The organism is Pantoea sp. Morm, assembly GCF_016643525.1.
GTDB classification, from domain to species: Bacteria; Pseudomonadota; Gammaproteobacteria; order Enterobacterales; family Enterobacteriaceae; genus Pantoea; species Pantoea dispersa.
The window spans coordinates 22,147-44,482 of record NZ_VOQX01000020.1 but is presented as its reverse complement, the minus strand read 5'-3'; the positions used below and the strand labels follow the sequence as shown (position 1 = coordinate 44,482).

17 protein-coding genes are annotated in these 22,336 nt (G+C 50.3%); 12 read left to right on the top strand and 5 right to left on the bottom strand.

Annotated features, from left to right (window positions below):
* Positions 1–161 precede the first annotated feature (161 nt).
* The 4 genes from FT726_RS09585 to FT726_RS09570 all read left to right on the top strand — a co-directional run bounded on the left by FT726_RS09585 (position 162) and on the right by FT726_RS09570 (position 4,414).
* Positions 162–1,610 (top strand): sugar porter family MFS transporter, encoded by a 1,449-nt coding sequence (locus FT726_RS09585; RefSeq protein WP_346302734.1) that lies wholly within the window; start codon positions 162–164, stop codon positions 1,608–1,610.
* Between the two features lie 12 nt (positions 1,611–1,622).
* Complete coding sequence (locus FT726_RS09580) at positions 1,623–2,636, top strand: Gfo/Idh/MocA family oxidoreductase (RefSeq protein WP_346302733.1); 1,014 nt, start codon at positions 1,623–1,625, stop codon at positions 2,634–2,636.
* Positions 2,636–3,415, top strand: coding sequence for a TIM barrel protein (locus FT726_RS09575; RefSeq protein WP_336699925.1), 780 nt, complete (start codon positions 2,636–2,638; stop codon positions 3,413–3,415). Before FT726_RS09580 ends, FT726_RS09575 begins: the two co-directional genes overlap by 1 nt.
* An 81-nt stretch (positions 3,416–3,496) precedes the next feature.
* Entirely contained in the window at positions 3,497–4,414 is a 918-nt protein-coding gene (locus FT726_RS09570; RefSeq protein WP_346302732.1) for a substrate-binding domain-containing protein, read from the top strand.
* A 745-nt stretch (positions 4,415–5,159) separates the two neighbouring features.
* Here the strand turns inward: FT726_RS09570 and FT726_RS09565 are convergent.
* From FT726_RS09565 to FT726_RS09555, 3 genes are all read right to left on the bottom strand, one after another.
* Positions 5,160–5,945, bottom strand: a complete 786-nt coding sequence (locus FT726_RS09565; RefSeq protein ID WP_336699713.1) for an SDR family oxidoreductase — start codon at positions 5,943–5,945, stop codon at positions 5,160–5,162.
* A gap of 129 nt (positions 5,946–6,074) precedes the next feature.
* On the bottom strand, positions 6,075–6,560 hold the full coding sequence (locus FT726_RS09560; protein WP_346302731.1) for a hypothetical protein: 486 nt from the start codon (positions 6,558–6,560) through the stop codon (positions 6,075–6,077).
* A 92-nt stretch (positions 6,561–6,652) separates the two neighbouring features.
* Positions 6,653–8,110, bottom strand: a complete 1,458-nt coding sequence (locus FT726_RS09555) for an efflux transporter outer membrane subunit (RefSeq protein ID WP_346302730.1) — start codon at positions 8,108–8,110, stop codon at positions 6,653–6,655.
* Positions 8,111–8,200: 90 nt separating this feature from the next.
* Here FT726_RS09555 and FT726_RS09550 point away from each other — a divergent pair, with 90 nt between their 5' ends.
* From FT726_RS09550 to FT726_RS09515, 7 genes are all read left to right on the top strand, one after another.
* Positions 8,201–8,815 (top strand): TetR/AcrR family transcriptional regulator, encoded by a 615-nt coding sequence (locus FT726_RS09550; protein ID WP_346302729.1) that lies wholly within the window; start codon positions 8,201–8,203, stop codon positions 8,813–8,815.
* A gap of 75 nt (positions 8,816–8,890) precedes the next feature.
* Complete coding sequence (locus FT726_RS09545; protein ID WP_346302728.1) at positions 8,891–10,006, top strand: efflux RND transporter periplasmic adaptor subunit; 1,116 nt, start codon at positions 8,891–8,893, stop codon at positions 10,004–10,006.
* Positions 9,999–13,088: an efflux RND transporter permease subunit gene (locus FT726_RS09540; RefSeq protein WP_346302727.1), complete on the top strand. Its 3,090-nt coding sequence runs from the start codon at positions 9,999–10,001 to the stop codon at positions 13,086–13,088. The genes FT726_RS09545 and FT726_RS09540 overlap by 8 nt, the downstream gene beginning before the upstream one ends.
* 82 nt (positions 13,089–13,170) lie before the next feature.
* The gene (fabF, locus tag FT726_RS09535; protein WP_346302726.1) at positions 13,171–14,457 is read left to right on the top strand and encodes a beta-ketoacyl-ACP synthase II; all 1,287 of its coding nucleotides are present in this window, start codon (positions 13,171–13,173) and stop codon (positions 14,455–14,457) included.
* A 244-nt stretch (positions 14,458–14,701) separates the two neighbouring features.
* On the top strand, positions 14,702–15,916 hold the full coding sequence (locus FT726_RS09530) for a multidrug effflux MFS transporter (RefSeq protein ID WP_346302725.1): 1,215 nt from the start codon (positions 14,702–14,704) through the stop codon (positions 15,914–15,916).
* Between the two features lie 1,123 nt (positions 15,917–17,039).
* Positions 17,040–18,056: a zinc-binding dehydrogenase gene (locus tag FT726_RS09520; RefSeq protein WP_346302724.1), complete on the top strand. Its 1,017-nt coding sequence runs from the start codon at positions 17,040–17,042 to the stop codon at positions 18,054–18,056.
* Between the two features lie 246 nt (positions 18,057–18,302).
* Positions 18,303–19,430 (top strand): hypothetical protein, encoded by a 1,128-nt coding sequence (locus tag FT726_RS09515; protein ID WP_346302723.1) that lies wholly within the window; start codon positions 18,303–18,305, stop codon positions 19,428–19,430.
* A gap of 211 nt (positions 19,431–19,641) precedes the next feature.
* Here the strand turns inward: FT726_RS09515 and FT726_RS09510 are convergent, their stop codons facing one another.
* Together FT726_RS09510 and FT726_RS09505 are read right to left on the bottom strand one after the other, a co-directional pair.
* Positions 19,642–19,974 carry a helix-turn-helix domain-containing protein gene (locus FT726_RS09510; protein WP_346302756.1) on the bottom strand — a complete coding sequence of 111 codons (333 nt, stop codon included), beginning with the start codon at positions 19,972–19,974 and terminating at the stop codon, positions 19,642–19,644.
* Positions 19,975–20,110: 136 nt separating this feature from the next.
* A complete protein-coding gene (locus FT726_RS09505) occupies positions 20,111–20,992 on the bottom strand; it encodes an oxidoreductase (protein ID WP_346302722.1) in 882 nt (293 codons plus the stop codon).
* A 101-nt stretch (positions 20,993–21,093) separates the two neighbouring features.
* Here FT726_RS09505 and FT726_RS09500 point away from each other — a divergent pair, with 101 nt between their 5' ends.
* On the top strand, positions 21,094–22,005 hold the full coding sequence (locus tag FT726_RS09500; protein ID WP_346302721.1) for a LysR family transcriptional regulator: 912 nt from the start codon (positions 21,094–21,096) through the stop codon (positions 22,003–22,005).
* Positions 22,006–22,336 lie beyond the last annotated feature (331 nt).

Genomic DNA, 22,336 nt, shown 5'->3' with positions numbered 1-22,336 from the left:
ATTTTATTGACATGTAAAGTTGACATGTAAATTTTGTTGCCGGTTTGTGAGCTAGCGCCGTGCGGACGCTCACATTATTACCCAAATCTCTGTTGGCATTGCATTTGCACAGTACCAGGCAGACAGGTGATCTGAATGTGAGATAAGGGAAATAAGTCTTTATGCGCAAACATAATTTATTATTGATTCTGTTTATCTGTGCCATCGCTTCGCTTAGCGGCGTAATTCTGGGGTATGACGCGTCGGTAATATCGGGCGTGATTGAACCGCTGACAGAACATCTGGCGTTGACGCCTTGGGAAAGTGGCTGGGCGGTATCTAATGTTATTCTCGGTTGTATCGCTGGCGCATGGTGCGTTGGCTTTATTTCCGATCGTATTGGCCGTAAATCCACGCTGATCGTGACTGCCATACTCTTTGCGCTCTCAGCGATTGGTGCTGCGCTGGCCAGTTCACTGACAGATTTTGTTATCTGGCGCCTGGTGGGCGGCCTGGCAGTAGGAATGGCTTCGGCAATCACGCCGTTATATATCGCCGAAATCTCCCCAAAAGACTGGCGCGGTCGCATGCTGGGCCTGCAGCAGATGCTGATGGTCGGCGGACAGGTAGCGGTCTATATCGTTAACTACCTGATCGCGCGCGGTATGTCGCATCAGTGGATAGTCAACGAGGGCTGGCGCTGGATGTTGGCCTCTGGCGTGGTGCCCTGCGCGCTGTTCCTCCTGCTGGTTCCGTTTATGCCAGAGTCACCGCGCTGGCTGGCGTTAAACGGAAAAACAGAACGTGCTCGCGAAGTGCTGACCCGCCTTTCAAATGCGCAGCATGCTGAACGGCTGCTGCAGGAGATCCTGACGGCAAACCAGCAGGACAACGTTTCCTGCAGCCAGCGCGGCATCCTGCGCGATGCGCGTGCCCGCTATATTCTGCTGATTGGTTGCGCCATCGCTATTTTGCAGCAGATTTCTGGTATCAACATTCTTCTCTATTACGCGCCATCACTGCTGCAAAACATCGCCGGCAGTACGCAGGCATCGCTGTTCCAGAGCATCTTCCTTGGCCTGGCACTGCTGGTCGGCGTGGCTGTTTGCCTGAGCACCATCGACCGCACAGGGCGAACGCCGCTGCTGCGCTGGGGGGCGCTGGGATGCGCGCTCTGTCTGATGTTTACCGCCTGGGCATTTATCACCGAGGCGGGTGGGATCCTGCCGGTGGTGGGGCTGGTGGCTTTCGTCCTGATTTTTGGCCTGTCATGGAGCCTTGGTGCCTGGCTGCTGATCTCTGAAATCTTTCCAAACCGCATTCGCGCCGTGGCGATGGGCTTTGCGTTTGCCTCTATGTACGTCGCGAATTTTATCGTGACCCAGAGCTTTCCGATGATGAATCGCAGTCAGATGCTGATGGAGCATTTTCACGGCGCCTTCCCGCTGATGCTGTGCGCGATGGGGTGTCTGGTGGCGTACTGGTTTGTACGTCGCTTTTTACCGGAAACCCGGGGCGTTTCTCTTGAGCATATTGAGCCGCTGATGCTCTCCAAATCTCGTCGTTTCGCCGCAGAGGCGCAGCGATCTAATCACCAACCTTCCTCGCCCGCGTGGGCAAAAGCGAAATAACAAGGAGTTACTATGAACCAGAAAATATTGCGTGTAGGGTTAATCGGCGCAGGCCGTATGGGCAGTTTCCATGCCGAAAACCTGGCGTATCGCGTGCCCGGCGCTACCCTGGCGGCGGTCGCCGATCCGTTTCCAGGCGCAGCGAAAAAGCTGGCCACACGGCTGGGCGTCAGCAAAACGTACAGCGATCTGCATACGCTTCTCCAGGATGCTGAAATTGATGCTGTTGCCATCGCTGCTCCGGCGCGTACCCATGCCGAATGGGTGATTGCTGCCGCAAATGCCGGTAAACATGTATTTTGTGAGAAACCGATGGCCGTTACGCTGGAGGAAGCGGATCGCGCCATTGCTGCCGTAAAACAGGCGGGCGTAGTGCTGCAGGTAGGCTTCAATCGTCGCTTCGACTCCGGGTTTGCAGCGGCGATTGCAGCCGTGAAAAACGGTGACAACGGCATTACCCAGCTCAGCCGCTCGGTAACGCGTGATCCGGTCCTGCACGATCCAGCGCCAATTCCGCAATGGACGATTTTCCTCGAAACGCTCATTCACGATTTTGACACGCTGCTGCACTTCAATCATGGCGCGAAGCCGGTTGAGGTCTATGCGCTGGCCGATGCGCTGGTACGCCCCGATTTTAAAGACAAGGGGCTGCTGGATACCGCTGTCGTGACGATTCGCTTCGATAATGGTGCTATCGCGACTGCCGAAGCGAATTTTCAGGCGGTATATGGCTATGACGTTCGCGGCGAGGTCTTTGGCAGCAAAGGCATGCTGCAGGCGGGCCATATCAATGCCAATCACTGCGTTCGCTATACCACAAGTGGTATAGCAATCGAGACCTCGCGGCTCGATTCAGATTTACTGCGCGACGCTTATGTGGCGGAAATGACTGAATTTGCTCGCTCTGTGCGCAGCGGTGAGACGCCACGCGCGACCGGCGAAGATGCACGTAATGCGCTGGAAATTGCATTGGCTAGCATTGAGTCTGTTAAGCGCAACCAGCCCATCAAACTGGGAGGGCAATGATGGCCGGTTATCAACTCTCCGTATGTGCTGAAATGGTATTTCTTGAACTGCCGTTTATCGAGCGCGTAAAACGCATTCACGAATTGGGTTTTGGCGTTGAAATCTGGAGCTGGGCCAACAAGGATCTCGATGCACTGGCGGAGACCGGCGCGCGCTTTACTTCCATAACCGGTTATCTGAGCGGCAATCTCATCGACGATGCGGAAATCCAGCAGCTGCTGCAAAGCGCTGAAGCGTCACTGGGGGTGGCGGCCCGGCTCAACTGCCCGGTTCTTAATCTGCATGGTACGGGTCTTGACGATCGCGGCCTGCCAGTCAAACCCGTGACCACAGTGACTGGCGCGATGTGGCTGAAGGCCGCTGATACGTTGCGCCAGATCGCACAAATTGGCGAACGCGCGGGAAAAGTGTTCACTCTCGAAAATCTCAACCTGCCGGTTGATCATCCAGGTACACCCTTTGCCCTCGCCTCTGAGACGCTGGCGCTGGTCGAGGCGGTCAACAGTGCGGGCCTCAAAATGAACCTCGATCTTTATCACGCACAAATTGGTGAAGGCAATCTGATTGAACTGCTGCGGCGCTGCGGTCCAGCAATTGGGGAAATTCAGGTTGCCGATGTACCAGGACGTCAGCAACCAGGAACGGGAGAAATCAACTACCGCGCTATTGCCCGCGTGCTGCAGGAGATAGGTTATAACGGCACTGTCGCAATGGAAGGCTGGGCCAGCGGTGACAGCACGGCTGCGCTTCAGCAGTTCCGCGATCACTTCACGTTGTAAACATTGACTGTCGGGTATTTGCCTGTTGCCCGACGTTAAAAATTTCTGAAAAAAATAATCGCAACCCTACAGGAATACATTATGAACATCAGAAACCTTTTTCTTTGTCTCATCTCGCTGTTGCTCAGTATTAGCGTCAGCGCCAAAACCTATACGGTTGGCGTGGCACTGGCAAACTTCGATCTCAACTTTGTTTCGATCCTGCGTACCCAGATGCAGCAGGAGCTTAAATCGAATCAACTCAACGGGCAGTTTGTTGATGCTAAAGGCGATGTGGCGCTGCAGGTGCAGCAAGTGGATGATTTTATCAATCAGGGGGTCGATGCCATTATCCTCAATCCTGTTGATACTCAGGGTGTCTTGCCAATGATCAACGCGGCAAAAAATGCCGGTATCCCGTTGATTTTTGTGAACCGCAAACCTGAAGTCAAGTTGCCTGGTGATATGGCATATGTAGGCTCCGATTCGGCGCTGGGCGGTGAGATGCAGATGGAAGCGCTGGCAAGAAAAATGAACTACAAAGGCAACGTGGCCATTCTTATGGGCGCCCTCTCAAATGAAGAGGCACGTGAGCGCACCCGAGCAGTAGAAGCGGTTATCGGCAAATATAAAGATATGAAAGTTATTGAGAAGCAGACGGCAAAATGGCAGCGTAACGAAGCGGTAGATGTGGTTTCAGGCTGGCTGTTGAATCAGCGTCCGATTGACGCCATTGCGGCAAATAACGATGAGATGGCGATCGGCGCAATCATGGCGCTAAGCCAGGCGAAAAACGACAAAATTCTTGTAGCCGGCATTGACGGAACCCCTGACGGGCAGCAATTTATCAAAAATGGCAAAATGGCGCTTACCATTTTTCAGGATGCAAGGGGGCAGGCTACGGGTGCGGTCAGGGTGACTAAGGCGCTGCTGGATAAGCAAAAGGTACAGACGCTTAACTGGGTACCTTATCAGCTTATTACTCCTGAAAACTATCAAACATTTTCTGCAAAAAAATAATAATTACTGGTGAAGAGGTTGATTTATCAGCGCTCTTTTCAACTGACAGCTTAGAAACGATGTCCTGGCAGATGGCGCGCAGGAGGAGCACTATCCAGAAGAGTAAGATAGAGGCTCGCTAAAAACAGATGAATACCAAGTTATTCATCTCTGAAAACGTCTGAAAAAAGGGACCATTGAAGATCGCCTGATAGTCGCCCAGTCCAGACAGAGTCGCTCCCAAACGCGGCGATGGCACCCGGCCTCGCGACAGAGATAATAATGACAGCTTGCGAAAAGTGTCACGACACAGATCAAGCTCGTAAATAATTATAAGCCGCCCGGGGCGGCTTATTTTTTGAATGCATAAGTCCTGAATGAATGCAGTGCTAAATCCCCCTGTTATTAATACTGTGTGTTTCAGCAATATCTTCTTATACAAACTGCTAATAATTACGAAGTGCTGATGTTTTATGACGCCCACGCTTTACCGACTTTCGTAGGCTTCGTTAGTTCTGGTATCATAAACCTGGCATGCATTCTAATAAGAGCTTTTCATCAAAATTGAAGGTGCTCATTGCTGTTATGAAAATAAGGCAATGAGCTGATCATGTTATTATGAAATCCAAGTTTTTTTCAAAATATAAATATCGCGCAGTAGCTCAGGGGGGCTTTTTAAGGAGCCACGTAATAAAATTTTTAAAGGGCCGGGCCAGAGGTTATCCGCTTACGCTGAGGTATTTTGGGCACAGCCTGAATTCAGGTTTTATACGCCCATTACCCGAGCCATGATAGTCTGATGTATCCAGCGTGGTGTTGCCCAGATTAAAAAGGTAATTGCTTTGTTACCTGCGCCAGGAACAACGCTCATCTTTCCGGTCTCAAGAGCACGAATACCCGCTTTAACGACAGGTGCTGGCTTCATCATGGCACTTTTCAGCATGGGGGTAAGCTTTTGCTGAGCTGCTTCAGCAAAGCCTGTGTCAGACATACCCGGGCACAGAGCTGTAACAGTGATCCCCTCGGATTTCATTTCGCGGTGCAGAGCATCCGAAAATCTCAGCACGTAAGATTTTGCTGCTGAGTACACAGCAAAGTTTTTAACACCCTGATAAGACAGCAGGCTTGCAACCATCAAAATTCGACCTTTTCCGGTCTTCCGCATATCTTCTGCAAAAAGTCGGGTAATCGCGGTTAGACTGGCAATGTCGAGATTAATCATATCCAGTGACTCATTAAGAGAATGATCAAGAAAACGCCCCTGAAGCCCGTAACCCGCGTTGTTTATCAGAGTTTCGACCTGGATATTCTGTGCCTTTAAACGCTGATGAAGTTCCCTGACTGAATCCAGATCAGCAAGATTAACCTGCTCAACAATTACATCAGTGTTATAACGCTCACGTATTTCCTGAGCCAGGGATTTCAGTTTATCTAGTCTTCTTGCTACCAGAATGACCGCTCTTCCCTGAGCAGCAAACTGGCGGGCAAATTCTTCGCCGAACCCACCGGAGGCCCCAGTAATCAGTACCCATTCTGTGCTTGTATTCTTCATATTGATAACTCCAGAAATGATTGTGGTGTAATAGCAGCTAACTCACGTACTCAAAAATTTTCAGAACAGTTTATTTACTGCTCAAATTATTTAATAAATGATTTGGATTTTTCATAACTTTACTGAGATTTAACCCGCTAATCGCAGTATAAAATCAAACTGATCTTCGCTTGTTGCTACAGGCAAGAATCCAGTCTGCCAAAGAAAATGCTCGAAGTAATGGTTATTTTCAGTGAGAGCAACAATTGGTTTGTTATTTTCTGAATGAGTAATCATCGACATCCTGATGCAGTCTGGATGTCTGAAAAAAAGGCGTAATTGCTGAACCGATATATCCGGAATTAGCGAAACAACAGTATGAACAGAACGCAGGTGCAGACTCTGCGAAATTGAATTTAAATTACAGTGAGAGGGGCTGAGGATGATTATTTCTGTTTCCTCTGAAAGAGACTGGCAGTCATCAAGCGTCCAGCAGGGATATGCAGTTGCCAGTTTCTGAACGCGACTGCAGTCGGAGGGGTAAAGGAACACCTGCATTTCAGGCATGGCGCGGAAAATTGCCATGATGATGCTTTCAGATAATGCATTGAGACCTATAAATCCTATCCTGCGCATATATCACCCGGGCCACAGCCCCATACCGCTTTTTATCAGTAAGAAAGTTTGCCTTTGATGCAGGCATAGCTGGATTAATATCCTTTAAAATATCAGGATGCGTTATTGTTCATCTCAGGTGGCTGCCATCCTCCACCAAGCGCCCGAAAAGCGGCTACTGCTGCACGCGCGCTTTCGGTCTGAGCTTGTGCTCTTGCGTCTGAAACCTGAAGAAGACTTTCTTCATCATGTAAAACGTCTATCAGGCTTGCGGTACCCTGTTTCCATGCGATGAAAGACGACTGACGGGCATCGGACAGTGCGGTTACCCCTCTGGATAGTGTGGTGGTTTGCATTTCACTGTTGATCAGAGACGAGAAAGCATTTTCAACCTCTTCGCTGGCACGCAATACCGTCAGGCGATAAGCGGCAAGCGCTTCCGCCTCCCGTCCTTTCGCCTGGTCTATCTGCGCATTGATACGTCCGAAATCGAAAAGCCGCCAGCGCAGCCCCAGCACGCCGGCAGCCTGGCTGGCCCCACCCGAGAAAAGATTACCGCTCGACACGGATGTTGCGCTGCCGAGTAAGGCACTGAGGGTAAACTTTGGATAATACTCGCTCACGGCAACCCCTATACGCGCATTTGATGCCGCCAGATTACGCTCTGATACGATAATGTCAGGTCGGCGGCGTAGCAGGTCGGCAGGCGTTCCTGTAGAGGTTATTTGTGGAGCTTGCGGAATGGCTGCCGGCAACGCTAACTGCCCGCGGTGAGATCCCGGAGGCGTTCCAAGCATTACGTCCAGCGCATTCATTGCGGCATCGAGTGCTGTCTGGAGAACCGGCACGGTTGCCTGAACCTGTGCCAGAGCCCCTTCAGCCTGTCGAACCTGATACCCAGGAGCCAGCCCTTCAGTCTGAAGCAGTTTCACCTTTTCCAGAAGTTCCTGCTGCGTCCGGACCTGTTTTTCAGCGATTTCCAGTCTGGCCTGTAATCCACGCAGGGTGATATATATATCAGCCGTCTGAGCGGCTACAGCAAGGCGGGTGGCGATTACTCCCGCTTCAGAGGCCTGATAGTCAGCCAGAGCAGCCTCGCGACCGCGACGCAGACCACCAAAAAGGTCAATCTCCCAGCCTGCGTTGAGATCGGCTTCATAGTTATTACCGTAACGATTGTAATCCGGTCTTGAACTGAGAACCTGGCCCAGTGGTGTTTCAGCTGACTGATACGCGCGTGCCGCCTGACTGCTGACGTTTCCTGATGGCAACAGTGCTGCTGTGGCCGCGCCCAGTCCGGCTCGTGACTGCGTCATCCGGGCTGTCGCTTGGGCGAGATCGAGATTCTGCGCCAGGGCGTCAGTAACGAGCTTACTCAGGAGAGGATCATTGAATCCCTCCCACCAGACGGCAAAACTGGCGGGCCGGGATGCACTTCGGTTCAGGAGCGCAAACTTATTCATGTAACTTTTCGCAAGCGGTGCATCCGGGCGATGATAATCCGGTCCGACGGCGCAACCAGCCAGTAAACTGGCGCTCAATATCAGTGCAAAAGGGCGTATGAGAAACAAGGAATATTCCTTGAGATATATTTACGTTGTGACTAAATTACCAAAAGGTCACTCGTTGTCAATCAACGTTTGTTACGTTAAGCTGGAAAAATGAATAAACATACAACTGCTCACCCCTCCAGGGGTCCTTCAGAACATACTATCCGTGACCAGGTGGTTGCAGCTGCGACAGAACACTTCGGGCATTTCGGTTATGAAAAAACCACCGTATCCGATTTGGCAAAAGCCATAGGATTTTCGAAGGCATACATCTATAAATTTTTCGATTCTAAACAGGCGATTGGAGAGCAAATCTGCTCTAACCGTCTGGATATGATCATGGAGATTGTCAACTCCGCGATTGCCGATTCGCCGACGGCATCTGAGAAGATGAGACGGTTGCTGAAAGCGCTAACGGAGTCCGGAAGTGATCTTTTCTTTCACGACCGCAAGCTCTATGACATAGCAGCCGTTGCTGCTCGGGATAAGTGGCCATCAGCAGAGGCACATGAAAAACGTATTCAACAACTCATTGAAAATATTATTATTGAAGGACGAAGCTCAGGAGAGTTTGAGCGAAAAACGCCCCTTGACGAAGCAACACAGGCTATTTTTCTCGTTATGAGACCTTACATCAGCCCCGTTCAGTTGCAGTACAACCTTGATACGGCTGCATCCGCTGCTGCCCTTCTTTCCTCACTCATCTTACGAAGCCTAGCTCCCTGAATTTGTGACTATTGACATTTTTAGTCACTAGCATAAGAATGCGGTTACTTTCCTTTTACTTTATTCAGGTAACCCATGTTCAGGATCAAACCTGCCGCCCTGGCTGTATGCCTGTTACCGTTGGCCCTGGTGGCCTGCGGTGACAATTCTGCCACCGATGATCCACGTACTCAGCCTCCCCTCGTAAGGGTTTTTAGCGTGGGGACGGCAAACGCTGTTTACCGTTCATTTACCGGCGTCGTTGTCGCCCGCACACAGAGCGACCTTGGCTTCAGGGTGCAGGGTAAAATTCTTGAACGCCTCGTTGATGCGGGCCAGACAGTTAAACGTGGACAGCCGCTGATGCGACTTGATCCTGTTGATCTCAGCCTTCAGGCACAGGCGCAGCAGCAGGCAGTTATGGCCGCGCGCGCGCGCGCCAAGCAAGCTTCTCAGGATGAAGCCCGTTACCGCGGCCTTGTTGCAGCAGGCGCCGTTTCAGCATCAGCCTATGATCAGATAAAGGCCGCTGCAGATACTGCAAAAGCCGATCTCAGCGCTGCACAGGCGCAGGCAAATGTTGCACAAAATGCCAGAAGCTATGCCGTGCTTTTGGCTGACGCCGATGGTGTAGTAATGGATACGCTCGCTGAGCCAGGCCAGGTAGTCAGTGCAGGGCAGCCGGTGATCAGATTAGCCAGGGCAGGGCAGCGTGAGGCCCTTGTCCAGCTGCCTGAAACACTCAGGCCAGCACCGGAAAGCCAGGCTGAAGCGACGCTGTATGGCGATAAAGATCAGTCCGTGAATGCACGACTCCGCGTGCTTTCTGATGCAGCCGATCCATTGACACGTACCTTTGAAGCGCGTTATGTGCTTGAGGGCGATATGGCCAGTGCGCCACTGGGAGCTACCGTCACACTGCGCATCGCTGACGGAAAAGCTTCCCGCAAGGTAATGGAGGTACCCCTGGCTGCGCTCTTCGACCAGGGCAAAGGTCCGGGAGTATGGGTTATTACTGGACAGCCCGCCCGGGTATCCTGGCGGGCTGTCCAGACTGAGGGCATGAGTGACGATATGGCAAAAGTCACCAGCGGGATCGGTGACGGCGATAAAGTGGTTGCGCTAGGTGCTCACCTTCTGCATGAGGGCGAAACTGTCCGCGTTGCGCTGCAGGGTGATGGCAGCATTGCCGGAGGCCAGCCGCATGAGTAATGCCCGTTTCAATCTCTCTGCGCTCGCTGTTCGAGAGCGTTCGATTACCTTATTCCTGATCATCCTTATCACGGTTGCGGGCATCCTGTCTTTTTTTGAGCTGGGCCGGGCAGAAGATCCGCCGTTTACCGTGAAACAGATGACAATCATCACCGCATGGCCGGGAGCAACGGCGCAGGAAATGCAGGATCAGGTTGCTGAACCGCTTGAAAAGCGTATGCAGGAACTTAAGTGGTATGACCGGACTGAAACTTACACCCGCCCGGGAATGGCGTTCACAGTGCTCTGGCTGCAGGACAGTACCCCACCCTCACAGGTACAGGAAGAGTTCTATCAGGCGCGGAAAAAGCTGGGGGATGAAGCTAGAAACCTGCCTGCAGGTGTTATGGGACCTATGGTCAATGACGAATTTTCAGATGTTACATTCTCTCTGTTTGCTCTGAAAGCACAAGGTGAGCCTCAGCGTTTACTGGTGCGTGATGCAGAGTCACTGCGACAGCGGCTTCTTCACGTGCCGGGCGTAAAAAAGGTCAACATCATTGGTGAGCAGACTGAACGCATCTTTGTCTCTTTTTCCCATGACAGACTGGCCACGCTGGGCGTTTCACCTCAGGACATATTTTCAGCTCTGAATAACCAGAATCTCCTGACGCCAGCGGGCTCAATTGACACTCAAGGACCTCAGGTATTTATCCGCCTTGACGGTGCTTTTAACAAACTTGAACAGATTCGTAAAACGCCCGTTGTTGTTAATGGCAGAACGCTGCTGCTGTCGGACATCGCCACCGTAGAACGTGGATATGAGGATCCCGCGACTTTCCTGATCCGTAATCAGGGAGAGCCCACTCTGCTGCTGGGCATTATCATGCGTGAGGGTTGGAACGGGCTTGAACTGGGCAAATCGCTTGATGCTGAAGCGGCCAGCATCAACGCGTCTATGCCGCTGGGAATGACACTGACGAAAGTCACCGATCAGTCAGTCAACATCAGCTCTGCAGTCGATGAATTTATGCTGAAATTCTTTGTTGCGCTGCTTGTGGTCATGGTGGTCTGCTTTGTCAGCATGGGCTGGCGCGTGGGCGTGGTGGTAGCCGCTGCCGTACCTCTGACGCTGGCGGTCGTTTTCATGGTCATGGAGGCATCAGGTAAGAACTTTGACCGTATAACTCTGGGGTCACTGATTCTGGCGCTGGGACTTCTGGTGGATGATGCCATCATTGCGATTGAGATGATGGTAGTAAAAATGGAGGAGGGCTACGATCGTATCAAAGCCTCAGCCTATGCATGGAGCCATACAGCCGCTCCGATGCTGGCAGGTACGCTGGTTACGGTCGTGGGCTTTATGCCTAACGGTTTTGCGCAGTCTACCGCCGGTGAATATACCAGTAACATGTTCTGGATAGTGGGGATTGCTCTGATCGCGTCGTGGGTAGTGGCCGTGGTATTCACCCCGTATCTGGGCGTGAAAATGCTGCCAGAGATCAAAACGGTATCTGGTGGCCACGCTGCAATCTACGATACGCCGCGCTACAACCGTTTTCGCCGGTTACTGGCTCGCGTTATCGCCCGGAAGTGGCTCGTCGCCGCGGCGGTTATCATCGTCTTTACCGTTGCCATTCTCGGCATGGGTCTTGTCAAGAAACAATTCTTCCCGACATCTGATCGTCCGGAGGTATTAATTGAGATTCAGATGCCTTACGGCACTTCTATTGAGCAGACCAGCTCGACGACGGCGAAAATCGAGGACTGGCTGCAGAAGCAGAAAGAGGCAAAAATTGTCACCTCTTATATCGGGCAGGGTTCACCTCGCTTCTATCTGGCAATGGCACCTGAGCTTCCCGATCCCTCCTTTGCGAAGATCGTTGTCCTGACTGACAGTCAGGACGCTCGCGATATTCTCAAGCACCGGCTGCGTAAAGCTGTCGCCGACGGGCTGGCTCCTCAGGCACGTGTTCGCGTAACACAGCTGGTCTTTGGTCCGTATTCCCCTTATCCGGTGGCTTATCGGGTCATGGGGCCCGATCCGGATAAATTGCGTGAGATTGCAGGCGAAGTACAGGCAGTAATGCAGGCCAGCCCCCTGATGAGGACCGTTAATACAGATTGGGGCCAGCGCGTGCCGACGCTGCACTTTTCACTCAATCAGGATCGACTTCAGGCAGTAGGACTGACGTCAAATGCTGTTGCTCAGCAACTCCAGTTCCTGCTATCTGGCGTTCCCATTACGTCCGTTCGGGAAGATATTCGCTCCGTGCAGGTTATGGCGCGCGCAGCAGGCGATATCAGGCTTGACCCCGAAAAAATAGCCGGATTTACCCTGGTAGGGTCATCAGGTCAGCGTATTCCGCTTTCTCAGATTGGGGATGTTGAGGTAAGAATGGAAGATCCCGTCCTGCGGCGTCGCGATCGTACCCCGACCGTTACTGTAAGAGGGGATATTGCCGACAGCATGCAGCCGCCCGATGTTTCCACGGCAATTCTGAAACAGTTACAGCCCATTATCGCTAAGCTTCCGACCGGTTACCGTATTGAGCAAGGAGGCCCCATCGAGGAGTCAGGTAAAGCGACGAAAGCAATGGCTCCGCTGTTCCCGATTATGATTGCCATAACGCTGCTGATCATCATTCTGCAGGTGCGCTCAATGTCAGCGATGGTGATGGTGTTTCTGACTGCGCCACTGGGGTTGATTGGCGTTGTGCCAACGCTGCTGCTTTTCAGTCAGCCGTTCGGAATAAATGCGCTGGTAGGGCTGATCGCGCTGTCGGGGATCCTGATGCGTAACACATTAATCCTGATAGGGCAGATCCACCACAACGAGCATGAAGGGCTGACACCTTTTGAGTCAGTCGTGGAAGCAACGGTTCAGCGTGCCCGCCCCGTATTACTGACGGCAATGGCCGCTATCCTGGCCTTTATACCGCTTACGCATTCTGTTTTCTGGGGAACCCTGGCTTACACGCTGATTGGCGGAACATTTGCCGGGACCATCGTTACTTTGGTTTTCCTGCCAGCCATGTATGCCATCTGGTTCAGAATACGCCCTGAAAATAAAAAGTACGCTGAAATAAAAGCTGCCGACTGAGCATTAATCGCGGGGGATACGTTCCCCCTTAACGGCGGCTTATATCGTTACGCTGTACAAACAAGAGCATGAGGTTTTTATCATGAATCAAAATAATTCTGGACGCATTGTCATCACCGGCTGCGGTATTGTCAGCCCTTTGGGATGCGGTACGGAGACGGTTTGGCGCCGGCTTATTGAGGGCCGTTCGGGAATAACGGTACTTCCCCCTGAACTCAGCGAAGGCACCGGCGTTTCCGTTGCCGGACGGGTGCCATCACTTGCAGAGGACCCTGACGCAGGTTACGAGCCAGAGCGGTATATAAACCCTAAAGAGCGCAAAAAAATGGATCGCTTCATTGAGTTTGCCCTTATTGCGGCTCAGGAAGCCCTGACTCAGGCGGGATGGCAGCCGAATAACGAACGCGCGCGTGAACGGACTGCAACCATTATTGCCTCAGGTGTAGGGGGATTCGGTGCCATTGCGGACGCCGTTAGAACGACCGATACACGCGGGCCACGCCGGTTATCACCTTTCACAGCGCCTTCTTTTCTTGCCAACATGGCTGCGGGGCATGTCTCTATTCAGCACGGCTTCCGAGGGCCTGTCGGCGCACCGATAACAGCATGCGCTGCAGGTGTTCAGGCTATCGGGGATGCGGCGAGGCTAATTAAAACCGGCGAAGCCGATATTGCAGTTTGCGGGGGCACAGAAGCCGCAATAGATCGTGTTACGCTTGGGTGTTTTGCAGCGGCACGCGCGCTGTCCACAAATAACGGAGATAAGCCGGGCGAAGCCTCAAAACCCTTTGATACCGATCGGGACGGGTTTGTAATGGCAGAAGGTGCCGGCATACTGGTCATCGAGTCTTTAGAGCATGCTCTGAACCGGGGCGCAACGCCTCTGGCTGAACTGGTGGGATATGGCACCAGCGCTGATGCATGGCATCTCACTGCCGGCCCAGAAGATGGAAGCGGAGCCCGAAGAGCCATTGAGCTGGCCCTGGCTCAGGCAGATGTGAGTGCCGGTGATGTACAGCACATCAATGCTCATGCCACCTCAACGGTGGTTGGGGATAAAGGTGAACTCTCGGCCATCCGGTCCGTATTTGGCAAATTTAGCAAAGTTGCCATCAGTTCGACCAAATCGGCTACCGGGCATCTGCTGGGCGCGGCTGGCGGTATTGAGGCCATCTTTACCGTGCTGGCTTTGCGGGATCAGGTTATTCCGCCGACGCTGAATTTACACCATCCGGATGAAGCAGCAGAGGGTCTGGACCTGGTTGCATTAAAGGCGCGTTATTCTTCCATCCGGCATGCGTTATCAAATGGATTTGGATTTGGCGGCGTGAATGCCAGTGTTCTCTTTCGCCGGTGGGAAGCGGTTTGATCTGAGTGTCATAGCTGGCTTCAGGCAAATCATTCAGATACGTGAATAGCGGATGATATTAGCGCAGTAGGGTGGAGCAGTAAGTCTTACAAAAAAGACAGGCTTCATCTTTCGGCAACAAATAAAATCATTCTGATTTGACTGCCTGGCTTCAGGCTCTGCAGCTGATAAAGGGTGCAGAGCCTGCGATTCTCTTTCCCATAAAATAACAGCAGCTTATTTTCGATAGTTCAAAGAGAAGAGTATGAATTTAAAAAAAACCCAGGCAGTCGCTGATAATTACAAAAGTTCACTGGAACAACGACAGCTGACTGGAAAAATTATAATGATACTTGCCGGTCTCTCCGCCATCAGCACGTTATCCACGAACATTATTCTTCCCGCCTTTCCGGCTATCGGCACGCAGTTTGGGGTATCTTCACGCCAGCTTGGCCTGACGCTATCGTGCTTCTTTATTACCTTTGCGCTAGCGCAGCTAATAGTCGGACCGTTATCCGATCGCTTTGGGCGGGTAAAAATTGTTTCAGGTGGGCTCGCCATCTTTCTAACCGGAACCATAATTAGCGGCCTTTCAAATTCACTTGATATGATGGTTGCCGGGCGAGTTATCCAGGCATCCGGGATATGCGCCGCCTCCGTCCTGGCCCGGGCCATCTCCCGTGACCTTTTTGAAGGGGAAAGACTGGCGCGGGCGCTGTCTCTGACGATGATTGCGACTGCAACCGCCCCTGGTTTTTCTCCTCTGGTAGGGAGTCTTATCACCGTCACGCTGGGCTGGAGGTCGATTTTTATTCTGGTCAGCTTGATGGCTCTCGCAGTGGGTATGTTCTATATCAGAGTCTTAGGCGAAACACACCCTGCAGGGCGGAGAGTCAGGCGTTCTTTCACCGGCGTCTTTACGGCGTATATCAGCCTGTTCCTGAACGGCGCGTTTATCTTTCCCGCATTTGCGGTCAGCCTTCTGATGAGTGGCTTGTTCGCATCATTCGCTGCTGCGCCCGCGATTCTCATGAGCGGAATGGGATTGTCACCCTTACAGGCCGGAATTTTCTTTTTCGCAACCGTCTTTGTGGTTTTTGCCGCCGGTATTTCTGGCCCGCGACTGACACATCGCTTCGGTGCCGCGAAAACTACTGCACTTGGCATATTCACCGCTCTTGTCGGCGGCATTTTGCTGCTAACCGGGCCGCAAACGCCGGGACTCGGATGGTATACCTTTTCAATGATAATTTTTTTATGGGGCATGGGACTGGGCAACCCCGCAGGCACCGCTATCGCAATGGGGCCGGTCGGAAAGGAAGCAGGCCTCGCGTCATCACTGCTGGGTTTTTTGACAATGGCGACGGCTGCGGCCACAACCTGGCTCAGTTCTGTTTTGCCGATACCTGCAGTAGTCACATTAGGGGGTATTCAGACCGCAGTGTATGTCCTCGCTGGTGCTGTTTTTATTACGCCCTGAAAAGGGGCAAGTTGATTAAACAAAGGCCGGATAATATGTCGCGCTGAATTACAAAAATGATTTTCCAGCTGTCTGAGTAAAGTGATAAAGGAATGGGTATTTCCCAATGCAGCTAAATATGTGCACGTTTTGATTATGACCAATTATGCAACTTTGCATAACGGATGAGGTAAACTGTTGATTAAGACAGTCTCCAGGCAGGGCGTATGAATAATGCAGATAATAGTCCAGTTCTTGTTACAGGAGCCGCAGGTGCGGTTGGCGGGATTGGTCGCAGCCTGACGGATAATTTTCTCCTGAAGGGCAGGAAAGTGCGGGCGCTTAGTGGCCAGTATCAGTGCGCCACTACAACCATGCTGTAGAAATGAGGTCTTTTTTTATTTCAAAAACAATAACGCTATCCAGAGGCTGATCAGATAAACCATATATTAATTCATGAACGAAAAAATTATTGCCCATTACGATTCTGGAAACAAGTTCTATTCTAACTCACGGATTATTAAAACGATTATCTATATAAAAATCACGCAATCATTCTTTCCCAACTCTTGGAGGACGCTTACTTGGCATCCGATAACCGTTGAAATCTTCTGAAAAGTAAGACATTAATGCTTCAATATCGTGGGCATTATAGGCTTCAAACTGAGCTTTAACAGGTCAATCGGAAGACATAACAATACCCCAGTTGATTTTATATGAAATATATGCATATAAAATCACGCGAGAGACATATTAACAAGTCGAAAGATAAACTGAGTCAAATTTTGATGCAGCCCGCTTCTGGCACAAAGCGGACGGAGTTCGATGAGCGTCCGCTAAGAGCGAAAAGCGGACATTCGTGTTTTTCATATTCGTTAAGTAAAAAATCACTAGCTCTGAATTCAATTAATCATATCGTGCCCTCATAGTTTGTACGGATTACCGCACGGGCTGTACGAGTTAAGCCGGATATGACGGCGCGTTTTACCGAGTATTATTCGTAGGGAGAGCGATGCTGGTCGCAGGAAAGTTCAAATTGTGCTTATTGAACTAATGCCGGGTTTCCGGAGCAATGTTTGAGCATTTTAAACCTGACGTCCATATGCATCAAAATGCGCTAAACACTCGACATAAGGCTTAACTAATGAAATCAATTAAATATTATAAATATGGTGAACCAGAAAAAGTGCTGGTTGTAAATGATGCAGAAACTCTTCCTTCCCCAGGCAACGGGGAGGTGGTAGTGCGGGTTACGGAACGTATGGTGCATCCGATTGACGAACTGATGATCCGCGGCATTGTACCTCTCCCTATTTCTGAGGCTGGTCTCGTGCCAGGGGGGGACGGTGTTGGCGTGATTGAAGTTCTGGGATCTGGAGTTACAGAAACAGAACAAATTCGTGTGGGAGCAAGAGTAGGGCTCTTCCATGGAGCGCACGGAACATGGGCCGAGTATGTTACTGCCCGGGCCGAAGATCTGATCCTGCTGCCTGATGATATTAGCGATGAAGCTGCTTGTCAGATCATGATCAATGGCATTACGGCAGCTACCCTGCTGCGTGAGGCGTGTAGTGTCAGGAACGTTATTGATGAGGCTGGCCCCGTTTTAATTACTGCTGCAGGTTCCAGTGTGGGACGCAATCTCATCACGCTGGCTCTAAAACGTGGACTCAAAGTTATCGCTACTGTCCGTAGTAAAACATCAGCCGATATTTTAACCAGTGCTTTTTCTGACATTGCCGTAGTAGAAACATCGAATGCCGACTGGAAAGCACAGACCCGTGGTGCTTATGGTATTCCTCCTAAGGTGGCCATAGATCCAATTGGCGGCGCGATGACGGCAGATTTGCTTGAGATACTGGCTGACCGCGGCACACTGTTAACTTATGGCGGAATGGACCATTCTGCATCGCAGTTATCAAGCATCACTTTTGTCGTTCGTGGGTTAACACTCAAAGGCGTGAGCGCACCGGAGGCTGTACAGGACTTTACGGATGAAGAACGTGCACAAGACCTGCAAAGTCTCTTCGATATGGTGAGAAACTCTCCGGAGTTATTTGAAAATTATCGTAAGTTTTCACTCAGTGAAGCAGTTAAAGCAATAAGTTCCTCTCAGGAAACTCCGCGTCGTGACGCGATTCTTCTGTCGACTGAAGCATAACAGCTTGAAAGTTGCCAGAACCATACTCAAGAACGGAGCATAACCGGTAAAACGGCCTTTATTACTGCGACGACTGGGGGAGAAAATAATTCCTCAGTCGTATTAGTTCTTTATGACCTGAAACAATGTAATTTTTAAAGACAAAGGCAGCGGCAGGATAGCCCCATTAAGATTGATAATACTGTGGGGATATATACGGAGAAATTGAGGTCGTTAAATTGATACAGTAAACTTCAAAGGAATCTTATGAAAAACCGTGCTTCAGAAATAATGAAGAGCTGCCAGCGGCGCTGGCTTCTGGGATTCAGTAACGGACTCTATATGATCAATCCTGATTCTGAACCCCCCCGTCTGTTACTAAAAGGTGTACAGCCCACGGCATTTGCTGCGGATCCGGCACAGCCAACTCGTCTTTTTTGTTCGACCTATAATCGCGGCCTCTGGCGCAGCGAAGATATGGGCGAAACCTGGTTTCCAGCAGGAACGCCACAAAATTACTACGGTTCACCGGTTCCGGAAGCGATAGGGCCACGAGAAACTACCTTTGTGTCTTTGTCACCACAGTCAGATCAAAACGGCAGCCACACTGTCTGGGTCGGGACTGAATTAAGCGCTCTGTACCGATCCAATGATGCTGGCGACACATTTAAGCTGGTGACAAATTTTGACGGAATGACATCACGTGCAGACTGGTCATTTCCTCCACGGCCTGAAACGCATCACGTCCGAGCAATAGCCCACGACGCTAATGGCAATATCTATATTTCCGTAGAGTTTGGAGCCTTACTGCGAAGTGAGGACGGTGGCCTGAGCTTTGAAGACCGTCGCTCAGACAGTCCACTGGACACACACACTCTCTTAACTCATCCACAGGCTCCTGGTAAAGTATTTGCCGCCCTGGGAGATGGTCTCATGGATAAAAAACGTGCCTATGCTGAAAGTTCAGATGGAGGACGGACCTGGAAGTACCGCAGCCGGGGCCTGGAGCAGATGCCTTACCTGTACTTTATGGCTGTAAATCCGGAAAATCCGGATGATGTTATCGTTTCAGCTGCTCCGGGGCCGCGAGCTGCACACGGAGCCCCGGAAGCAGCAAATAACATTAAAAGCACCAACGCTCCGGTTTTAAAAGGAGGACCAGTTGCGATATTCAGGCTATCTGGAGAGCTCTGGAGCCGGTTTGACGATGGATTCCCGGCTGAGAACAGCCTGATACCAACGCTTTCTGTTGATCCACATCAGCCCGGTTACTGGTATGCATTATCTAATCAGGGCTTTTATTCAAGAGGACCTGACGATCATGAATGGTCAAGAATTACAATGATGGATGAATGGAAATCAATGCATCCTATGTGCCTGCTTGCCATCGGCTGAAGTTAATTCAGATATCAGCACTTAGTACTGATTTAAACGAAGGTTAGTACCTGATTAAAGGCTTATGCTTGCAGGTTAACAGACATGGACATACAGGTAGTACATAGTGGTTCAAACTACCCCAATCCACATGCAATTTACGGCATGTATGTTATAAATGGTCTGAATTACACTGACTTTATTAATTCATCAAGGGGGCGATTGTTAACGCTCACCGTTTATGCTCAGTACGCCACTTGCCCGGCGGCAGCAAAAAATGGCGCGTGAAGACACGAGTGAATGCTTGCTGATTAAGGAAACCGTATCGGAAAGCTATTTCCGATACGGTGTAATTTGTCGTTTCCAGGTCATGAGCCGCACGGCTAAGCCGGGTTTCTCTGACGTACCGGGCCAGAGAAATCCCTGTCATTTTCCTGAACATTCTTTGCAGATACCATTTTGAATATCCTGCTCTTGCTGAAATCACATCAATAGTTATATGTTCTTCAAGATTTTCGCATATCCATGATTTCAGGTCGTTAATTACCTGATCTGTAATTTTTATGTTTTTTTCATCTGATTTAGACATGTTGAATACACAGTTTTAACATAAGAAAAAGACAATTGACCTGAATAAAAAGAAGAGACAGGATTTCTTGTTGTGCCATCATCATTTACAGGAAAACATAACCTGAGTTTTATTATTTAGTTCCGATTGTATTCAGTTCATCCATTACTTCGTCACTGATATTCAAACCAGACGCCTGTAAATTTTCTTTTAAATGGGCAACTGATGAAGTCCCGGGTATCAGCAAAATATTGGCTGAACGTTTCAGTAACCATGCCAGTGCAACCTGCAGAGGTGTTGCGTTCATTTTTTTCGCAACAGCTGAAAGTTGTTCTGACTGGAGAGGATTAAAACCTCCAAGCGGAAAGAAGGGAACGTAAGCCACGCCACTCTGAGCCAGGCTATCAATTAAGGCATCATCTCTTCGATGTGCAAGGTTATATTCATTCTGAACGCAGATTATTGGAGCAATACTCTGAGCTTCAGCAACCTGTTCAGCTGTCACATTGCTGAGGCCAAGGTGACGGATCAGGCCATCTCGCTGCATAGCGACCACTTCTTTAAACATTTTTGCTATAGAAACATCACCGCTGTTCTGAATGTCTGGATGAATTCTGAGGTTTACAGCATACAGCTGTTCAAGACCGAGGTTTTTCAGGTTGCTCTCGACTGCAGCGCGCAGCTCTGCAGGTTTGAGCGCTGCATTCCATGAACCATCGTCTCCACGCAGTGCACCAATTTTAGTTACGATCACTAGATCTTCGCTGTAAGGCGAAAGGGCTTCGCGGATCAGCTTGTTAGTTACGAATGGGCCATAGAAATCACTGGTGTCAATGTGATTCACGCCCGCTTTAACAGCTTCCCGTAATACGGCAACCGCAGCGTCGTGATCGCGAGGAGGACCAAATACGCCAGGTCCGGCAAGCTGCATGGCACCATATCCCATTCGATTTACCTGACGATCACCAAGTAAAAAACTGTCCGGCTTTACACCGTTTAACGATATTGTTTGCATGTCTACACTCCTGATGTGCTTATTGTACAGGCTTATCTTAGTCCGTAAGATGAAGGCAGATAACAGCAATAATTCGTACAGCTCGTTCGGATAAGTGAACAATGAATGCAGACCTTAATGACATAGGTATATTTTCAGAAGTTGTCAAAGCTGGAGGTTTCCGGGAAGCTTCAAGAGTTACAGGGATCAGTGCCTCTACGTTAAGTGGAACCGTAAAACGACTTGAGACACGACTCAATGTCCGGTTGTTGCACCGTACAACACGCAGTGTTACGCCAACTGAAGCAGGATTACTGTTACTCGAGCGACTGAACCCTGCTTTTGAAGAAATAAATGCCGCTCTTAAATCTTTTGAAGGTTATCAGGACAGAACTGCTGGCACCCTTAAACTAAACGTGCCAATAAGCGCTGCCAGACTGATACTCCCTGAAATTTTACCCGGCTTCATGCTGGCCTATCCAGATATAAAAGTAGAAATCGACACTGAGGATATGCTTGTTGACGTCTTGTCTTTGTACAATGATGCCGGCATTCGCCATCATGAAAAACTTGAACAAGATATGATAGCAATACCAATTGGTCCCCGGGTTATGCGTTTCGTTACAGCAGCGTCTTCAGAGTATCTGGACAAGCACGGACGCCCTTCGCATCCGTCAGAGGTTGCGCATCATTCTTGCATTGTGCACCGGTATGTTACTGGTGCGCTGGCGAGTCCATGGGAATTTGAACGTAACAAAGAAATGGTTGAGGTTTACCCAAATAACCATTTGACAGTACGCGTCGGGGGCGCAACTGACCTGGCTGTAACGGCCGCAATCGCAGGTGTGGGTATCATTCATCTTTTTGAAGACTGGCTAAATCCTTATTTCATTAACGGAAGTCTGGAGCCAGTACTGCAGGAGTGGTGTAAACCCTTTTCAGGTATGTTTCTCTATTATTCTGGCCGGCGTCTTATTCCACCGCCACTCCGGGCATTTATCGATTACGTAAAAAAATTAAACTTCCCTGAATAGGGAGGCAATAACTCACTTATGACTTAAAATCGTCTTCTTCGGTATAGTTACATTTAAAATAATCTCGCTGGTTGCAGTAGAGAAATGGCTGCTAGCCAGTATGTAAGAAATAGCGATCCCGATAATTTGGTGCAGATACTGGCAACGTCCGCTTATGGCACAAAGCAGCCCTTGATGAAGATACCTCGCCGCCTCTCTTTACCAGATATGGCAGCTTATCTCACAACTTGTACAGCATGAATTGCCTTTGTACCTCCCTCCTGATCGTCGGGCTGCGCCGTGACTTCACCTTAGCCGGGCCGCTTCGTCCGCAAGGCAGCTTCGCCTCATG